The sequence below is a fragment of the Pantoea sp. PvP021 genome, assembly GCF_054056055.1.
In genome coordinates, this window is sequence record NZ_JBSRXX010000007.1 from 160687 (window position 1) to 177359 (window position 16673).

The following is a 16673-nucleotide window of genomic DNA, read 5'->3' on the forward strand; positions in this document are numbered from 1 at the left end:
TATATTGCTGTGTGTGCTTAAATTTTCTTCAACATGGCAGGGATATTAACATCCTGCACTGTAACGCCCGGGCTCTGCGTTCCGCGGCGGTCCTGAATCCACATATCTCCCATCATCTGATTTAAACCACGATCTAATCCGGTGACCAGTCCTGCACCTGGGGTGAAGGTCAGTTCGCCAAAGTAGATCCGCTCATCATGGATATACCAGTCCACACGCACGTAGTCGAAGTCACTGGCCAGCTTCTTGCTCAGTTCGAGCGCATGTTCCAGTGACGGCATAATCGGTGAGACATCCAGACCGGTATCGCGAATCTTGTGATAGGCCTCATTGAGGTTATTCACGTAGAAATTCATCGACAGCAGCGGCTGGCAGCGGTTGTAGATCACCTGCAGCACATATTCGAACTTGCCATCACGCTTGTTGAACATATGAAACTTGTAATCAATCGGCGCGCTTTTGCCATCACCAATGTACTTCTCAACCAGGATACGTGGCTTGATGTAGCGATAGTGAATCTCACGCGCTTCGTTGGCGAAGTCGGTCTTCAGCCAGCGATAGCAGTCATGAATGATCTGCTGCTTGCGCAGTGCGTCCGGCTCCTCCAGCAGAATCTCTACCATGTTGGAGGCGTGGTTCGGCTTGATCACCGTCCCCTTCCAGCAGGGTAAGCTGTTCAGCGTGGTCGGGTCAGTGGTTTCGTGTACCAGCGGGATCAGGTATTCATTACCGATTTTTTCAGCAATGAATTCGCGCACCGAGTACTTATCTGACAGACGACCATAGCTCTGGTAATCGCCGAAGATAAACTTACGGTACAACACCTTCTCGTTGAACACTTTTGGCTGACGCAGATTGGGCAGCTTTCTGAACTTATGGAAGTAGTAGATGCGGTCCTGATAAGCCCAGGGCATCTTCTTAATAAAATACTGCACACTTCTTCTGAGTTCTTCTTTCAACTTGAGCATATCTGACCTCATTTGTATGTTTTGTAGTTGAGTGAGGAAACCTGAATCTTTTGAATGACGCCGTTTTTAAAGAAGTAATTCATTACGGTCAGGGACAAAAGTTCTGAAAGGAAAACGCTCCACGCGGCCCCCATGATGCCGTGACCCTGGATCAACCACCAGGAGAGCGGCAAACTGATGACCATCAGGCAGATGATTTTCCTCAGCAAGTAGTTAAATCCTCCCTCTTTGACCATGTAGCGATACGCTACGGTCCCCATTGCCGAAAAGCTGGTCGCTATCGACAGCAACGTAATGAGACTTCCTGACTGAGTGAATTCCGGGCCGTACAACGCAATGATGATCCGCTCGCCGTAAAGCGAAATGACCAGCAGCATCAGCAATGAAACCGCCATAACATAGCCATTGAGCCGCGCAGCCAGCTTAATGGCGACCTCGCCCCGCTCCCTGAAGATTTCAGTGAAGCAGGAGGTGATGAGCGCCACCGGGATAAAAATCCATGAGGCGGAAATGGTATTCGCCGCCGCAAACAGCCCGAGGTCGCGCGCGGGTGCCGTGCCTGCCAGGAACATCTGCGCCGCTTTTACCTGCACAGAGATAAAGATGCTGGAGATCGCCAGCGGCAGACCGGCATACATCAGATAACGCAGATAGGCCGTGCGCTTTTCGCGCGGTGGCATCTGATCCTGATGGTCCTGATAGAAGTTGTGACGCTTAATCAGGTAAGGCACCAGAGTCACTGCGACAATCGACAGCGTCAGCCAGAGCGGATTAAGACGCAGCCAGGCGACGGTGAAGCTGATGCCGAAACTCAGCAGCATGCCCACGGCGTTGGCGATGGTGTTAAGACGCGAGGCAAGACGCGCGTTGTTATAAACGCTGAAGGTGTCCTGGGTGACAAAAACCGAGGCAACAAATGAGGCCAGTGCAAACGCCAGGAAATTTTCCTGCATGTTGTACCAGACCCAGATTAAGACTGGCACCGAAGTGACCAGCAACAGCACCATTCTCATCGTGCGGGCGATGGTCATCAGGCGCAGGCCTTTTGACGCATTTTTGCTGACGCGTTTAAACAGAATGGTTTCGGTGCCAAAGATTGCAACGGTTTGCACCATCGCAAATAGTGAAGTAGAAAACGCCATCTGGCCAAACACCGTTGGGCCAAAGGATTTCGCCACGTAAGACGTCACAAAAATGACGCCAAAAACGGAGATGATCTTCTCAGACATCATCCAGGCGGCATTAGACATTACGCTCAATTTCATCGACTCTTCCTTAGTATTACTCAACTACAACCGCTTCGGTACAACATCCCTGTAACGAATTAATAAGCGCTCAGTGGGCCTGGCGAAAATGTAAGACTTCAGACCAAGCTGGTCCGAAAATTGAGATGTAAATCATGATCCGGAGTGTTAATTCAGGATAATTCTTATTATAAATGGCGCGAATCACTTCAGATGGAAACGATTTCAGGCTGAAAATAAAACAACCTTTAAGAGCCCTTCCCGCCATATTAATCAAGTCGGTCAGGCTAAATATCCAATGTACGTAGAATTTTTTCGTATTTTGGATGCGATGAATTTATAACAAAAATCCCCCTCCAGGAAGGCACGCCCACCGGATAAGAATAAAATAAGATTTATCCCATGATGATATTTATTCTAAATATCTTAATTTAGGCTTCGCAATTCAATTCGCGCACTTTAATACTGCCTTAATAGAATCTTACAGTGCCAGAAATTATTAAAGTCATTCTCATCCATTAATCGATAAGAAAGGTAAGAGCATTTATGAGAAAGTCACGATACAGCGAAGATCAAATCACAAATGCCATTAAAGCTTCTGAATCGGGCGTGAAAGTCAGAGAGATTTGTGAAGAGTTAGGCATCTCTGAAGCCACGTTCTACAGCTGGAAGAAGAAGTTTTCTGGGTTATCTTCGGAAGAAGGCAGAAAAATCAAAGAGCTGGAAGAAAAACTGCAGAACATCACGCGTGAACTGCAGACGCTCAACTCGGACAAAGAGATGCTGCAGAGTGTTCTGAAGCACTTCTTTACCACTAATGAAAAACGTCAGGCTGTGGATTTCCTGCAGGCCACCTTTGACATCGGCACCCGTCGCAGCTGCCGCTTATTAGATATCAGTCGCAGCGTATACCATTATCCGTCAGGCACGGAGAACCGCTAAACCCCAATGCTACCGCGCTTTTTAGACTTAACGCTGAGATTTGTTCTTACCAGAAGAGATGAAGATCATTTAACAGGACAATTGCGGCACCCTTTTCCGCTCCATTTATAACTAATGAATGGCTTCACGGCTAAGCTTCTTTTTTTGCGGTAAAATTGATTCACAACAGCAAACGTCTCGCATTCTACGGCTATTCTTCCCTTCCCAATCTCGTTTACGCGGGATTGGGCCCTCCCTTTCTTACGTAAGCCCAGCTAATCGTCGGAACTAAATCGTCTCAATATCATTAAGCCAATTTAAACATCGCGCAAAAAACAATCACCGTATATTTGAGTTAATGCTGGACCTGACTCAAATTTTTGCGGCTGCGTTTAATTCCGGGGAATGGGTTAATGGCATATACTTTCTCCAGGATTAATCCAGGATAAATAGTTTATTGCTCCTTATCACTAACGTTATGTGTCTATCTTTTCGCTCTCTTCATTGCGCATCATTGATGCCAGAGATTAATCTTTAATTATTAACGCAGCGGCGGAGTTTTCTTACTCATTCATCACTGAGTGAAGTTAATAGTGGTTTTCAGCCTCCCTTTCTCAGGACCATACCGCAATAAAAAGCCGCTGATAAAAGCATAACGTCCATAATGCTGCGCGATTTTTCCTGATTAATGACCGATATCTGAACAGTTCCTCCCTGGCAACGCTAAACATGGCTATGTTCAGGAGACCATCAGTCCCGTTTTTTCACTGACAAACAGGGGATGAAAGAGGCTTTCGGGGGTAAAGGCACGATTACGCAGAGGCATGAAATCGATTTCGCGGCACAAATCTGCCGGAGAGCGAGCAAATCGGGGTAGGGTTTAATCTTAAAAAGCCGCGCGGCGTGTTATCCGCGCGGCAGAGGTCTTTTGGCAATCTTCGCGGTTTACTCTTTAACCGCGACGACGAGAGGCTGCGGTTTAATGCGCATTGCCCACAGGACACCAGCCATCAGACAAATAATCCCCGTCACGGTGAGCAGGGGTGGCCAGCTTTGATACCAGAGAAAAGTCCACAACAGGCCGAAAAGGATCTCAAAAACAATCAGTGGCCCCATCAGTACGGTGGGAAGACGCTGGCTGGCAGCGTTCCAGCATAAGGTCCCGAGCCAGGAACAGAGCAGACCAATCGCCAGCATCAGGGAGATAAACACTGCAGGACGCGGCCCAAACGGCAGTGCAAAAGCCGGCTGTTGCCAGGCAAGCTGCGCGCTGACCAGCGCGTACATGATTAGCGCCATCGGCAGCGTCACGACTCCCTGCGCTGTTGCCCAGGTCGAGGGCCGCAGTTCGGGATGGGTACGCAGCCAGCGGGCATTGCGCAGCGGATACCAGGTCCAGCAGACCACAGCCAGCAGCGCCAGCGCGATACCGGTCAGATAACGGCTGAGATCAAGCGTGTGGCCCTGACTCTGTAGCTCCGCCGCATTCACGCAGAGTAATCCGGCCGCCATCATGACCAGTGCCGGAAACAGCCGCCGCCACGGCAGGCGTCCTTCAAGATGGCCGTAACAGAGATTGGCCGTCACAGCGATCACCACCGGCAGCGTGCCGATAATCATGGTGGAGACCGGTCCGCCAGTGCGCTGAATGGCGTTCGCCAGAAACGCATAGTAGAAGAGGTTTCCCACCAGCGAGAGCTTTACCGCCTCACGCCAGTCAGTCCGGGCCAGCTTGCGCAGGCGATGACGACCGTGCCAGGCCAGCGGCAGCGCAATCAGCCCAAACGCCACATAACGTCCCGCCGATTGCAGCGCGCCAGGATAGTCAGGCACCAGCAGCGGCCCGACAAAGATCAGCCCCCACAGCAGTCCGGCGGTGACGGCAAACATGACACCAGCAAACATAATTTCTTCCTTATATAGCTTTTTCGTTCAGTGTGGCGGGTTCGGGCGGGGAATGCTTGTAGCAGATTGCGGTGGTATCAGGGCTGGCGCACCTGCTTTTGATAGCGGCCCGGCGTGATGCCATAACGGTTTGCAAAGGCGCGGGTCAGATGGGCCTGATCGGTTAATCCCACCGCCGCCGCAACGCTGGCAGCCGCTTCACCCTGTGCCAGCCTTTGCTTGGCGTCGTAAAGCCGGAAAGCCATCAGCATCTGATGCGGCGTAACGTGATAGTGCTGACGAAAGGCGCGTAAGAAGTGCCACGGCGAAAGCGAGGCCAGCGCCGCCAGCTCATCCAGCCGCACCGGTTCTGCGAGGTTTGCGCGCAGAAAGTCTCTTACCTGATCAAAACGATGCCGTGCATCCGGTCTGCCCTGTGAGGACATGCGTGCCAGCGGACGAATCTGCAACAGCAGTTCAGCCAGCAGGCTCTGGCGCGCCAGTGGTGATTCCGCCTGCCAGAGTGTCGCCAGCGTGCGGGAGAGCGGCCGCGCCACGCGCGGATCGGTCAACAGCGCCTCGTTGAACCACCAGCCGCGATCGCCGGTCAGTTCATCCATCAGCTGCGGCTGAATGTAGATCATCTGGTAGCGCCAGCCCTCTTCACACGCTGACTCACCGGTATGCAGCTCATCCGGATTCATCATGACCAGCGAGTTCTCCGGCGCAGTATATTCGGTGCCGCGGTAGCGAAAGCGTTGCGCGCCCGCTTCAATGGTGCCGATACCAAAGGCTTCATGGGTATGGGGTTCAAATGCGTAGCGGGAGATGTGGGCCTGATAGAGTTCCACACCGGGCAGCTCGGCGAGTTGCTGAAACCGGGCGCGGTCTTTCTCACAGGGAAAACTCGCCGGAACACCTTCCACTTCTCTCTCCTTATTTAACCAGTCGGTTTAGCATGCCTGTGACAGGGGGGAAAATGCAAAAGATTGCTTTCCGCAATGCCTCAGGTAACACTGCTTTTTTCAAACCAGATGGGATTAAGCATGGCACAGCGGGTAGTCGTGGTCATTGATATGCAGAATGGCGTCTTCAGCACGCCACGCTTCGACACAGCGGGAAGGATTGCACAGATTAACCGGCTGACCGAACGCGCCGATATCACAATATTTATCCAGCACCGCGAAGGCGAGATGTGCGAGGGTAATGCGGCTTTCGAGCTGCTGCCAGAAATCGCTCAGCCTGCTGGCGCACACTATGTGACCAAAACTGCCTGCGACAGCTTCTGGCACACCGACCTGGCCACGCTGTTAAAGAGGCTGGCGGTAGAGGAATTTGTGGTGTGCGGTTGTGCCACTGACTACTGCCTGGATACCACGATAAAAGTCGGTGCCAGTGCGGGCTATGCGATTACCGTTGCCGCCGATGCGCACACCACGGCAGATCGCCGCTGGGTCAGCGCCGAAGCACTGATTAACCAGCACAATGATGTGTGGGCCTCACTGCTGATCCCCGGCAACGTGCCACGTGTGCTGAGCACGGAGGCGATTCTGGCGGAATGGTCGTAGCTGGCCGCCAGACGCCGCGCATAAAAAAAGCCCGCAAAGCGGGCTTTTTTTGTACTCTCTGGCCAACGGAATCAGAACGGAATATCGTCGTCGAAATCCATTGGTGGTTCGTTGTTGTTGCTGGCCGGCGCGCTCTGTGGCTGCGGCTGCGGACGGGACTGCGCGCCGCCACTGAACTGGTTATTGTTGCCCTGCGGCTGCTGCGGCTGACCCCAGCCATTGTTGTTGCCACCGCCCTGCGCGCCACCACCGGCTGGAGCGCCTGCACCGGCATTACCGCCCTGCTGACGGCCACCCAGCATCTGCATGGTACCACCAACGTTAACCACGACTTCGGTGGTGTAACGCTCCTGGCCACCCTGATCCTGCCATTTACGGGTGCGCAGCTGGCCTTCGATATAGACCTGCGATCCTTTTTTCAGGTATTCACCCGCGACTTCAGCCAGTTTGCCAAACAGCACCACACGGTGCCACTCAGTGATCTCTTTGTTTTCACCGGTCTGCTTGTCGCGCCAGCTTTCCGACGTAGCCAGCGTAATGTTGGCAACAGCGCCACCATTTGGCATATAACGTACTTCCGGATCCTGACCCAGATTCCCGACAAGAATCACTTTGTTAACGCCACGACTGGCCATGTTGCTGTCTCCCGATGAGTTAATGCATACAGTCTAATCTATCAATTCTAACACGTCCTGCGGTCTGTTTCCCACTTTCGAGCGGGGTTCCAGTTTTAATACTCTGCGCGCCAGAGGCTAAGAGTACTGGATATTTATTCAGTCTATTTTTTGTGCCATAATGACACGTTTATTCTGGCCGTGTCGGCAAGGCGCGGTGAGTGCTGCTAATCCGGGAAAGGTGAATGGATAAGATCGAAGTTCGTGGTGCCCGCACCCATAATTTGAAAAACATCAACCTGACCATCCCACGCGACAAACTCATTGTGGTAACCGGCCTGTCAGGTTCCGGTAAATCCTCACTGGCGTTTGATACGCTGTATGCGGAAGGTCAGCGCCGCTATGTGGAGTCGCTCTCTGCGTATGCGCGCCAGTTTCTTTCGTTAATGGAGAAGCCGGACGTCGATCATATCGAAGGTTTGTCGCCCGCCATTTCCATTGAACAGAAATCCACCTCGCACAACCCACGCTCGACCGTGGGAACCATCACCGAGATCCATGATTACCTGCGTCTGCTGTTTGCCCGCGTTGGCGAACCGCGCTGCCCGGATCATGATGTGCCGCTGGCGGCGCAGACCGTCAGCCAGATGGTCGATCAGGTGCTCTCCCAGCCGGAAGGCCGTCGCCTGATGCTGCTGGCGCCGGTGGTGAAAGATCGTAAGGGTGAGCACACCAAAACGCTGGAGAATCTGGCGACGCAAGGTTATATCCGTGCGCGTATTGATGGCGAAGTGTGTGACCTCTCCGATCCGCCAAAACTCGAGCTGCAGAAGAAGCACACCATTGAAGTGGTGATTGACCGCTTTAAAGTACGTGAAGATCTCGCAACCCGCCTGGCGGAATCGTTTGAGACCACGCTGGAGCTCTCCGGCGGGACGGCCATCGTGGCGGACATGGATGACAGCGCCGCAGAAGAGCTGCTCTTCTCGGCTAACTTCGCCTGCCCGATCTGTGGTTACAGCATGAGCGAGCTGGAGCCGCGCCTGTTCTCGTTTAACAATCCGGCGGGCGCCTGTCCGACCTGTGACGGCCTTGGCGTACAGCAATATTTTGATCCTGACCGCGTGGTGCAGAATCCTGAACTCTCGCTGGCGGGCGGTGCAATCCGCGGCTGGGATCGCCGCAATTTCTACTACTTCCAGATGCTGCGTTCGCTGGCGGAACACCTCGATTTTGATATCGAAGCGTCGTTCGGCAGCCTGCCAGAAAACGTACAGAAAGTGATTCTGTACGGATCAGGCAAAGAGAGCATCGAATTTAAGTACATCAACGATCGCGGCGACACCTCGGTGCGCCGTCATCCATTTGAAGGGGTGCTCAATAACATGGAGCGCCGCTACAAAGAGACCGAGTCCTCAGCGGTACGCGAAGAGCTGGCGAAATTTATCAGCAACCGCGCCTGTGCCAGCTGTGAAGGAACCCGTCTGCGTCGTGAAGCGCGTCATGTCTTCGTGGAGAACACCACGCTGCCGACCATCTCTGAGATGAGCATCGGCCATGCGATGTCCTTCTTTGAAAACATGAAACTCAGCGGCCAGCGTGCGCAGATCGCCGAGAAAATTTTGAAAGAGATTGGCGATCGCCTGAGCTTCCTGGTCAACGTCGGCCTGAACTATCTTTCGATGTCGCGTTCCGCCGAGACCCTGTCCGGTGGTGAAGCACAGCGTATCCGTCTGGCCAGCCAGATCGGTGCCGGTCTGGTCGGCGTGATGTATGTGCTGGATGAGCCTTCAATCGGCCTGCACCAGCGCGACAACGAACGCCTGCTCGGCACCCTGATTCATCTGCGCGACCTCGGTAACACGGTGATCGTGGTTGAGCATGATGAAGATGCGATTCGTGCCGCTGACCATGTGATCGATATCGGTCCGGGTGCGGGCGTACATGGCGGCCAGGTGGTGGCTGAAGGCACGGTTGATCAGATCATGGCGCAGGAAGCGTCACTGACCGGCCAGTTCCTGAGCGGCAAGCGTGGCATTGCAGTGCCAGAGGAGCGCGTCAAAGGCGACCCGGCCAAAGTACTGAAGATTACCGGCGCACGCGGCAACAACCTCAAGGATGTCACGCTGACGCTGCCGGTCGGGCTGTTCACCTGTATTACCGGTGTTTCCGGCTCGGGTAAATCGACCCTGATCAACGATACGCTCTTCCCGATTGCCCAGCGGGCGCTGAACGGCGCGACCATCGCCGAACCGGCACCTTACCGTGACGTGGCGGGACTGGAGCACTTCGACAAAGTAATCGACATCGACCAGAGCCCGATTGGTCGTACACCGCGCTCCAACCCGGCCACCTACACCGGCATCTTCACCCCGGTGCGTGAACTGTTTGCGGGCGTGCCGGAAGCGCGTTCACGCGGCTATAATCCGGGCCGCTTCAGCTTTAACGTGCGTGGCGGTCGCTGTGAAGCCTGTCAGGGCGATGGCGTGCTGAAAGTCGAAATGCACTTCCTGCCGGACATTTATGTGCCGTGCGATCAGTGCAAAGGCAAACGCTATAACCGTGAAACGCTGGAAGTGAAGTACAAAGGCAAGAGCATTCACGAAGTGCTGGAGATGACCATCGAAGAGGCACGTGAGTTCTTCGATGCGGTGCCGGCGCTGGCGCGTAAGTTGCAGACGCTGATCGATGTGGGCCTCACCTACATCCGCCTCGGTCAGTCCGCGACCACCCTTTCCGGCGGTGAAGCCCAGCGCGTGAAGCTGGCGCGTGAGCTGTCGAAGCGTGGCACCGGTCAGACGCTCTACATTCTGGATGAACCGACCACCGGCCTGCACTTTGCCGATATCCAGCAGCTGCTGGAAGTGCTGCATAAGCTGCGCGATCAGGGCAACACCATCGTGGTGATTGAGCACAACCTGGATGTGGTCAAAACTGCAGACTGGATTGTCGACCTGGGTCCGGAAGGCGGCAGCGGCGGCGGTGAAATCCTGGTGGCTGGTACGCCAGAAACCGTGGCGGAGTGTGAGAAATCACATACCGCGCGCTTCCTGAAGCCACTGTTACAGAAGTAATTCTGTCAGGCCCGCCGCGTGCGGGCCTTTTACTCTCCCCTGTCGATTCAGCCAGAAAATTGCAGAATCAGGCAAGATTCAGACATGTATAGGCATATACGCTTTTCCCCACGCTGACTATCCTTAAGCGGTTCCTCTTTGGCACGCCCCTGGCGTCGCCCTGTTTTCGCAGCACATCAACGCTGCTGCACTTCATCGAATAACACTCACGACACATCGAAACTGGAGACACCATGAATATTACGCATGCGTATGCTGCTCAGGATGCAAAATCCAAACTGGCACCGTTCGATTTTAAGCCGCGTGAGCTGCGCGCCCATGACGTTCAGCTTGAGGTGCTGTTCTGTGGCGTCTGCCACTCAGACCTGCATCAGGCCCGTAATGAGTGGAAAAACACCATTTTTCCCGTGGTTCCGGGCCATGAAATTGTCGGTCGCGTCACGGCCGTTGGCCCGCAGACGCAGAAATACAAAGTCGGCGATCTGGTCGGCGTAGGCTGCATGGTCGATTCGTGCCGCAGCTGTCCGAGCTGTCAGCAGGGTCTGGAGCAGTATTGTGAAAACGGCTTTGTTGGCACCTATAACGGTGAAGATCGTGAAACCGGCGCCATTACTTACGGCGGTTACTCAACGTCGATGGTGGTTGATGAGAGCTTTGTGCTGCGCATTCCCGAGAACCTGGAGCTGGCGGGCGTGGCACCGCTGCTGTGTGCCGGTATCACCACTTACTCGCCGCTGCGCCACTGGAATGTCGGCCCGGGCAAGAAAGTGGGTATTGTAGGCTTAGGCGGCCTGGGCCATATGGGCGTGAAAATTGCCCATGCCATGGGCGCGCATGTGGTGCTGTTCACCACTTCGCCTTCCAAAATTGAAGATGGCAAACGTCTGGGTGCCGATGAAGTCGTGATCTCCAAAGATGCGGAGCAGATGGCGCAGCACGCCAACAGCTTCGACTTCATTCTGAATACCGTGGCGGCTCAGCACGATCTCAACCCCTTCATCACCCTGCTGAAGCTGGATGGCAACATGACGCTGGTGGGTGCACCGGAGCACGATCACCCGGCACCGCAGGTATTTAACCTGATCTTCAAGCGTCGCAGCATCGCCGGTTCACTCATTGGCGGCATCGCAGAGACCCAGGAGATGCTCGATTTCTGTGGTGAGCACGGCATTACGTCAGACATTGAACTGATCGCGATGGACCAGATCAATGAAGCCTATGAGCGCATGCTGAAAAGCGATGTGAAATACCGCTTCGTTATCGACATTAATACCCTGCGCGAGCAGCCTGCCGCGTAACCCGCGGTCTCTGAAACCCTCTTGCTCAGGTAAGAGGGTTTTTTATTGCCGTTTAGCGGGCCGTTGCAACCTGCTGGAATGAGGCATCGACCAGATAGTAGATCTGCGAATCTTTCAGCGAACCGTCCAGGAACAGCGTGCTCCAGTGTGACTTGTTCAGATGCTCGCTGGGAATAATATCGCTATGCTCTTCGCGCAGTAATTCGGCCAGCGCAGGCGTCGATTTCAGCGAGACCGCTGGCCGCCCTTTCGCCTCATGTACCATCGCAAACAGCACGCCGTTGCTTTTAATCTGCGTGGCTTTCCAGTCACTGTGGACGCTCTGCTCCGCGCCCGGCTTGCTCATGCAATAGGTCAGTAAGTCTGAGTTATTCATTACGATTCCCCTTGTAAAGTGGCGACAATCCGCCTGGCACCGCCCTCAATGCGATGCTCGCCCAGCCAGATACCCTGCCAGGTGCCCAGCACCAGACGTCCCCGCTGAACCGGTAATAACAACGAAACCCCTAAGATCGACGATTTGATGTGCGCCGGCATATCATCACGCCCTTCGTAATCGTGCTGATAAGGCGCATTCTCCGGCACGTGCCGCATGAAATGCTGCTCCATGTCGCTGCGCACCGTCGGGTCGCAATTCTCATTTAAGGTTAACGACGCCGAAGTGTGCTGCAACAGCAGATGCAGCAGACCGGTTTTGATATCACGCAGTCCGGAGAGCGAGTTCACGATCTCATCGGTGACCAGATGAAACCCGCGCGGCTTCGCGCTCAGCGTAATAGTTTGTTGATGCCACATAGCTTATTCCTGAAACGGTTACCCCGTTTAAGTGTGCAGCATGTCGCCGAAAGGTAAACCCTGACCCATAAAAAAACCGCCAGAGAGCACCCTGACGGTTTTTTTTACAGCCTGGCGGCCGTTACATCACGGCGGCAAACGCTTCAGCCACCTGATGCACATTTTTGCTGTTCAGACCGGCCACACACATGCGGCCGCTGCCCACCAGATAGATGCCAAATTCGTTGCGCAGACGATCGACCTGCTGCGCACTCAGGCCGGTGTAGCTGAACATGCCACGCTGCTTCAGCAGGTAGTCGAAGTTTTTACCTGGCAGTGCAGTGCTCAGCACGTCCACCAGCGACTGACGCATGTCCAGAATGCGTAAGCGCATCGCTTCCACTTCAGCCAGCCAGCTGGCTTTCAACTCGTCATCGTTGAGTACGCGCGCGACAACCTGCGCACCGAAATTCGGCGGGCTGGAGTAGTTGCGGCGAACCGTGGCTTTTAACTGGCCCAGCACACGCGCTGACTCTTCGGCGCTGTCACAGACGATAGAGAGACCGCCCACGCGCTCGCCATAGAGCGAGAAAATTTTGGAGAAGGAGTTGCTCACCAGGGCTGGCAGGCCCGCCGCCGCGACCGCGCGCAACGCATAGGCATCCTGCTGCATGCCGGCCCCAAAGCCCTGATAGGCGATATCCAGGAATGGAATCAGCTGCTGTGCTTTCAGCACCTCAACGGTCTGATCCCACTGCGCATCAGTCAGGTCAGCGCCGGTCGGGTTATGACAGCAGGGATGCAGCAGCACGACGCTCTGCGCTGGCAGGGTTTTCAGGGTGCTGATAAAGGCATCAAACCGCACGCCGTGGGTCTCTGCGTCATACCAGGGATAGGTATTTACCTCAAAACCTGCACCATTAAAAATCGCGACGTGGTTCTCCCAGGTCGGATCGCTGACCCAGACCGCAGACTGCGGGAAGTAGCGCTTAAGGAAATCCGCGCCCACTTTCAGCGCGCCAGAACCGCCCAGCGTCTGAATAGAGGCGATACGGCCCGCGTTTAACACCGGATGATCGGCACCAAACAGCAGCGGTGCAATCGCACTACGGTAGCTGTTCAGTCCTTCCATTGGCAGATAGAGCGATGCCTGATGCGGCTCAGCATAGATCTGCTCTTCGGCAGCGGCTACAGCCTTCAGCTGCGGGATGATGCCCTTTTCGTCGTAATAGAGGCCGATACTCAGGTTAACTTTGTGTTCGCGTGGGTCTTGTTTGAAGGCTTCCATCAACGACAGAATCGGATCGCCAGCATAGGCATCAACGTTTTGAAACACGGTGTAGGTCTCCATGATTGGTCCAGAGGGAAGATGCGGATTAAACCCGATAGCGTCCCGGACGGTGGTTCATTGCAATAATCAGATTCAGGATCACCGCACCCGCAATCGACGCGAGCAGGATGGGGCCACTCACCACAAAGAGTGACGCCAGCACGACGCAGGTATCGACGGCCATTTGCAGTTTCCCCGCGCGGATCCCAAAGCGATCCTGTAGCCACAGCGCCAGAATATTGATGCCGCCCAGGCTCGCCTTATGACGAAATAACACTATAAACCCGATTCCCATGATGACGTTACCGAACAGTGTCGCATAGAAGGGGTTAAGGTCAGAAAAGTGGACGAACAGCGGGTGCAGCTGGGTGAACAGCGACACCAGACCGACGGCGCAGAAGGTTTTCAGCGTAAACTCCCAGCCCATGCGTTTTACCGCCAGCCAGTAAAAAGGGATGTTGATCAGGAAAAACGCGCTGCCGAACGAAAGCGGCGACAGGTAGCTGATCAGAAAGGCGATGCCTGCGGTGCTGCCGGTCAGCGCCCCCGCCTGTTTCAGCATAATGACGCCGAACGAGACCATCAGGGTGCCAAGCACCATCGCCAGCGCATCTTCAATGCGCGAATGCGGGACGCGGGAGGGTTCTGCGATGTTATCCATGGGGTTTTCTCAGTGCAAAGGATGCGGTTTCGATGCAAAAAACGCACCATCGCCACAGCACTGAACTGCTGTAAACCGGGTGCCAGCGATATCCCATTGATATCTAAGGCGCTTTAAAACAGAACTTTGTGCATAAATTCCGGCTGATACCGTCAACCTATGCGTTAAAGTCCGACTCTATGCGCGCTATTCGCATTAATTGCCGCAAGTGTGCACCAAAAGCGCACAGCGCGCACCTTTTTAGCGCGTCTTCTGCTCAGGCAGCATCATCAGCCCGTTCTCTTTCATGCGTCCCAGCACTACCGAGGTTTTCACATGGGAAACGCTCTGGTGGCCCGCGACTAACTGGCTGATTAACGCACTAAGGGAATTAAGATCGGCCACCGCCACTTTGAGCAGATAGTCCGCATCGCCGGTGGTTTTATAGGCATCCACGATCGCCTGTTCCTGCTCCACCATCCGGTGAAAGCTCTCAACATATTCTGCGGTGTGGTTAATTAAACGCACCTCAATCAATCCCACCATGCCAAGCCCGATGGCATCGGGCGACAGCCGGGCATGATAACCCAGGATCAGATTAGCCTGTTCCAGATTGATACGACGGCGGGAACATTGTGAGGCGGAAAGGCCGACCAGATCGCTGAGTTCCTGATTGGTCAGACGGCCGTTGGATTGTAATAAAGTCAGGATTTTAAGGTCGTAATCGTCTACGTGAGTCATTCCGTTTCCACATCGGTGCCAGGCGTCGCTTTGTTACAGATAACCCGATAACCCGAGAGGTTGTCCAACACTATTTTGTGATGATGGGGGCTGTCATGCACAGATCGTGCATGACAGCACAAACCGGGGATTATTCGTCGTCGTATTGCGGGCCAGCGTAGTTGTCGAAGCGTGACCACTGACCGTTAAAGGTCAGGCGTACTGTACCGATCGGGCCGTTACGCTGTTTACCCAGAATGATCTCCGCGATCCCTTTAAGATCGCTGTTTTCGTGGTAAACCTCATCGCGATAGATAAACATGATCAAATCCGCATCCTGCTCGATCGAGCCCGATTCACGCAGATCCGAGTTGACCGGACGTTTATCGGCTCGCTGCTCCAGCGAGCGGTTAAGCTGCGACAGCGCTACAACCGGCACGTTCAGCTCTTTGGCCAGCGCTTTCAGCGAGCGGGAGATCTCAGCAATTTCCAGCGTACGGTTGTCCGACAGTGACGGCACGCGCATCAGCTGCAGATAGTCGATCATGATCATGCTTAATCCACCGTTTTCACGGTAGATGCGTCGGGAGCGCGAACGCACTTCGGTGGGCGTCAGGCCGGAAGAGTCATCAATGTACATGTTCTTCTTCTCCAGCAGGATGCCCATGGTGCCGGAAATACGCGCCCAGTCCTCATCATCCAGCTGCCCGGTACGAATGCGGGTCTGATCGACGCGGGAGAGTGACGCCAGCATACGCATCATGATCTGCTCGCTGGGCATCTCCAGACTGAAGATCAGCACTGGTTTTTCCTGCAGCATGGCGGCGTTTTCGCACAGGTTCATCGCAAAGGTGGTTTTACCCATCGAAGGACGTGCTGCGACAATAATCAGATCAGAACCCTGCAGGCCCGCGGTCTTTTTATTCAGATCCTGATAGCCGGTATCGACGCCGGTGACGCCATCGTGCGGTGTCTGATAGAGCGATTCGATACGCGAAACGGTCGATTCCAGAATCTGCTCGATGTTTTTCGGACCAGCATCCTTATCCGCGCGCGCTTCCGCAATTTTAAAGACGTTCGACTCCGCGAAGTCGAGCAGCTCTTCGCTGTTACGCCCCTGCGGATCATAACCGGCATCGGCAATCTGGTTAGCGACGGCGATCATCTCGCGCACCACCGCACGTTCACGCACGATGTCAGCATAGGCGCCGATGTTCGCCGCGCTCGGGGTGTTTTTCGCCAGTTCCGCCAGATAGGCGAAGCCGCCCGCCATCTCCAGCTCGCCACGGGTTTCCAGCGATTCGGAGAGCGTAATCAGGTCAATAGGTTTGCTGTTTTCCAGCAGCCGCTGCATCTCTGAAAAAATCAGCCGATGCGAGCGGTTGAAAAAATCATTCGCGACGACGCGCTCAGAGACATTGTCCCAGCGCTCGTTATCCAGCATTAACCCACCGAGCACCGACTGCTCCGCTTCCAGCGAATGCGGGGGCATTTTCACGCCTGCGAGCTGGCGATCCTGCGTTTCGTTCGATTTGTTGGTGGGTTTATTTCCTGCCATAGTGAATGCATTACCGATCTTCTGTGGGGACGCGCAAGTATACCTTAGTTGGGGTGCGTGCCTCACCCTCATGATGAAAC

General features: G+C 54.5%; 15 protein-coding genes. 4 read left to right on the top strand and 11 right to left on the bottom strand.

The genetic code is table 11. The features are described 5' to 3' along the window. Positions 1 to 17 precede the first annotated feature (17 nt). Positions 18 to 968, bottom strand: coding sequence for an ATP-grasp fold amidoligase family protein (locus ACVKSX_RS17865; protein WP_010252168.1), 951 nt, complete (start codon positions 966 to 968; stop codon positions 18 to 20). Between the two features lie 8 nt (positions 969 to 976). Further along, positions 977 to 2233 (bottom strand): oligosaccharide flippase family protein, encoded by a 1257-nt coding sequence (locus ACVKSX_RS17870; protein WP_031591774.1) that lies wholly within the window; start codon positions 2231 to 2233, stop codon positions 977 to 979. Positions 2234 to 2758: 525 nt separating this feature from the next. Here ACVKSX_RS17870 and ACVKSX_RS17875 point away from each other — a divergent pair. Then, on the top strand, positions 2759 to 3154 hold the full coding sequence (locus ACVKSX_RS17875; RefSeq protein WP_003855733.1) for a transposase: 396 nt from the start codon (positions 2759 to 2761) through the stop codon (positions 3152 to 3154). Positions 3155 to 4078: 924 nt separating this feature from the next. Here ACVKSX_RS17875 and ACVKSX_RS17880 read toward each other — a convergent pair. Together ACVKSX_RS17880 and ACVKSX_RS17885 are read right to left on the bottom strand one after the other, a co-directional pair. After that, the gene (locus tag ACVKSX_RS17880; protein WP_223565828.1) at positions 4079 to 5038 is read right to left on the bottom strand and encodes a DMT family transporter; all 960 of its coding nucleotides are present in this window, start codon (positions 5036 to 5038) and stop codon (positions 4079 to 4081) included. A 77-nt stretch (positions 5039 to 5115) separates the two neighbouring features. After that, positions 5116 to 5943, bottom strand: coding sequence for an AraC family transcriptional regulator (locus ACVKSX_RS17885; protein ID WP_010252176.1), 828 nt, complete (start codon positions 5941 to 5943; stop codon positions 5116 to 5118). 120 nt (positions 5944 to 6063) lie between these two features. On the opposite strand from ACVKSX_RS17885, the gene ACVKSX_RS17890 reads away from it, so the two are divergent. After that, on the top strand, positions 6064 to 6585 hold the full coding sequence (locus ACVKSX_RS17890) for an isochorismatase family protein (RefSeq protein ID WP_033759724.1): 522 nt from the start codon (positions 6064 to 6066) through the stop codon (positions 6583 to 6585). Positions 6586 to 6656: 71 nt separating this feature from the next. Here the strand turns inward: ACVKSX_RS17890 and ssb1 are convergent, their stop codons facing one another. Continuing rightward, positions 6657 to 7220: a single-stranded DNA-binding protein SSB1 gene (ssb1, locus tag ACVKSX_RS17895; RefSeq protein ID WP_010252180.1), complete on the bottom strand. Its 564-nt coding sequence runs from the start codon at positions 7218 to 7220 to the stop codon at positions 6657 to 6659. Between the two features lie 224 nt (positions 7221 to 7444). Between ssb1 and uvrA the strand changes: the two genes are divergently transcribed. Together uvrA and ACVKSX_RS17905 are read left to right on the top strand one after the other, a co-directional pair. Continuing rightward, positions 7445 to 10273 carry an excinuclease ABC subunit UvrA gene (uvrA, locus tag ACVKSX_RS17900; RefSeq protein WP_010252182.1) on the top strand — a complete coding sequence of 943 codons (2829 nt, stop codon included), beginning with the start codon at positions 7445 to 7447 and terminating at the stop codon, positions 10271 to 10273. 233 nt (positions 10274 to 10506) lie between these two features. Further along, positions 10507 to 11571: an NAD(P)-dependent alcohol dehydrogenase gene (locus ACVKSX_RS17905; RefSeq protein WP_010252184.1), complete on the top strand. Its 1065-nt coding sequence runs from the start codon at positions 10507 to 10509 to the stop codon at positions 11569 to 11571. 52 nt (positions 11572 to 11623) lie between these two features. Here ACVKSX_RS17905 and ACVKSX_RS17910 read toward each other — a convergent pair whose 3' ends face one another. The 6 genes from ACVKSX_RS17910 to dnaB form a co-directional block, all read right to left on the bottom strand. Further along, positions 11624 to 11947 (bottom strand): MmcQ/YjbR family DNA-binding protein, encoded by a 324-nt coding sequence (locus tag ACVKSX_RS17910; protein WP_010252186.1) that lies wholly within the window; start codon positions 11945 to 11947, stop codon positions 11624 to 11626. Then, entirely contained in the window at positions 11947 to 12366 is a 420-nt protein-coding gene (locus ACVKSX_RS17915) for a secondary thiamine-phosphate synthase enzyme YjbQ (RefSeq protein ID WP_010252188.1), read from the bottom strand. Before ACVKSX_RS17915 ends, ACVKSX_RS17910 begins: the two co-directional genes overlap by 1 nt. Before the next feature lie 121 nt (positions 12367 to 12487). Next, positions 12488 to 13681: an amino acid aminotransferase gene (locus ACVKSX_RS17920; RefSeq protein ID WP_010252191.1), complete on the bottom strand. Its 1194-nt coding sequence runs from the start codon at positions 13679 to 13681 to the stop codon at positions 12488 to 12490. A gap of 40 nt (positions 13682 to 13721) precedes the next feature. Further along, a complete protein-coding gene (locus tag ACVKSX_RS17925; RefSeq protein WP_003855751.1) occupies positions 13722 to 14336 on the bottom strand; it encodes a YitT family protein in 615 nt (204 codons plus the stop codon). 240 nt (positions 14337 to 14576) lie between these two features. Next, positions 14577 to 15056, bottom strand: a complete 480-nt coding sequence (locus ACVKSX_RS17930; protein ID WP_010252196.1) for an Lrp/AsnC family transcriptional regulator — start codon at positions 15054 to 15056, stop codon at positions 14577 to 14579. A gap of 130 nt (positions 15057 to 15186) precedes the next feature. Then, entirely contained in the window at positions 15187 to 16593 is a 1407-nt protein-coding gene (gene dnaB / locus ACVKSX_RS17935; RefSeq protein ID WP_307381189.1) for a replicative DNA helicase, read from the bottom strand. Positions 16594 to 16673: the final 80 nt, after the last annotated feature.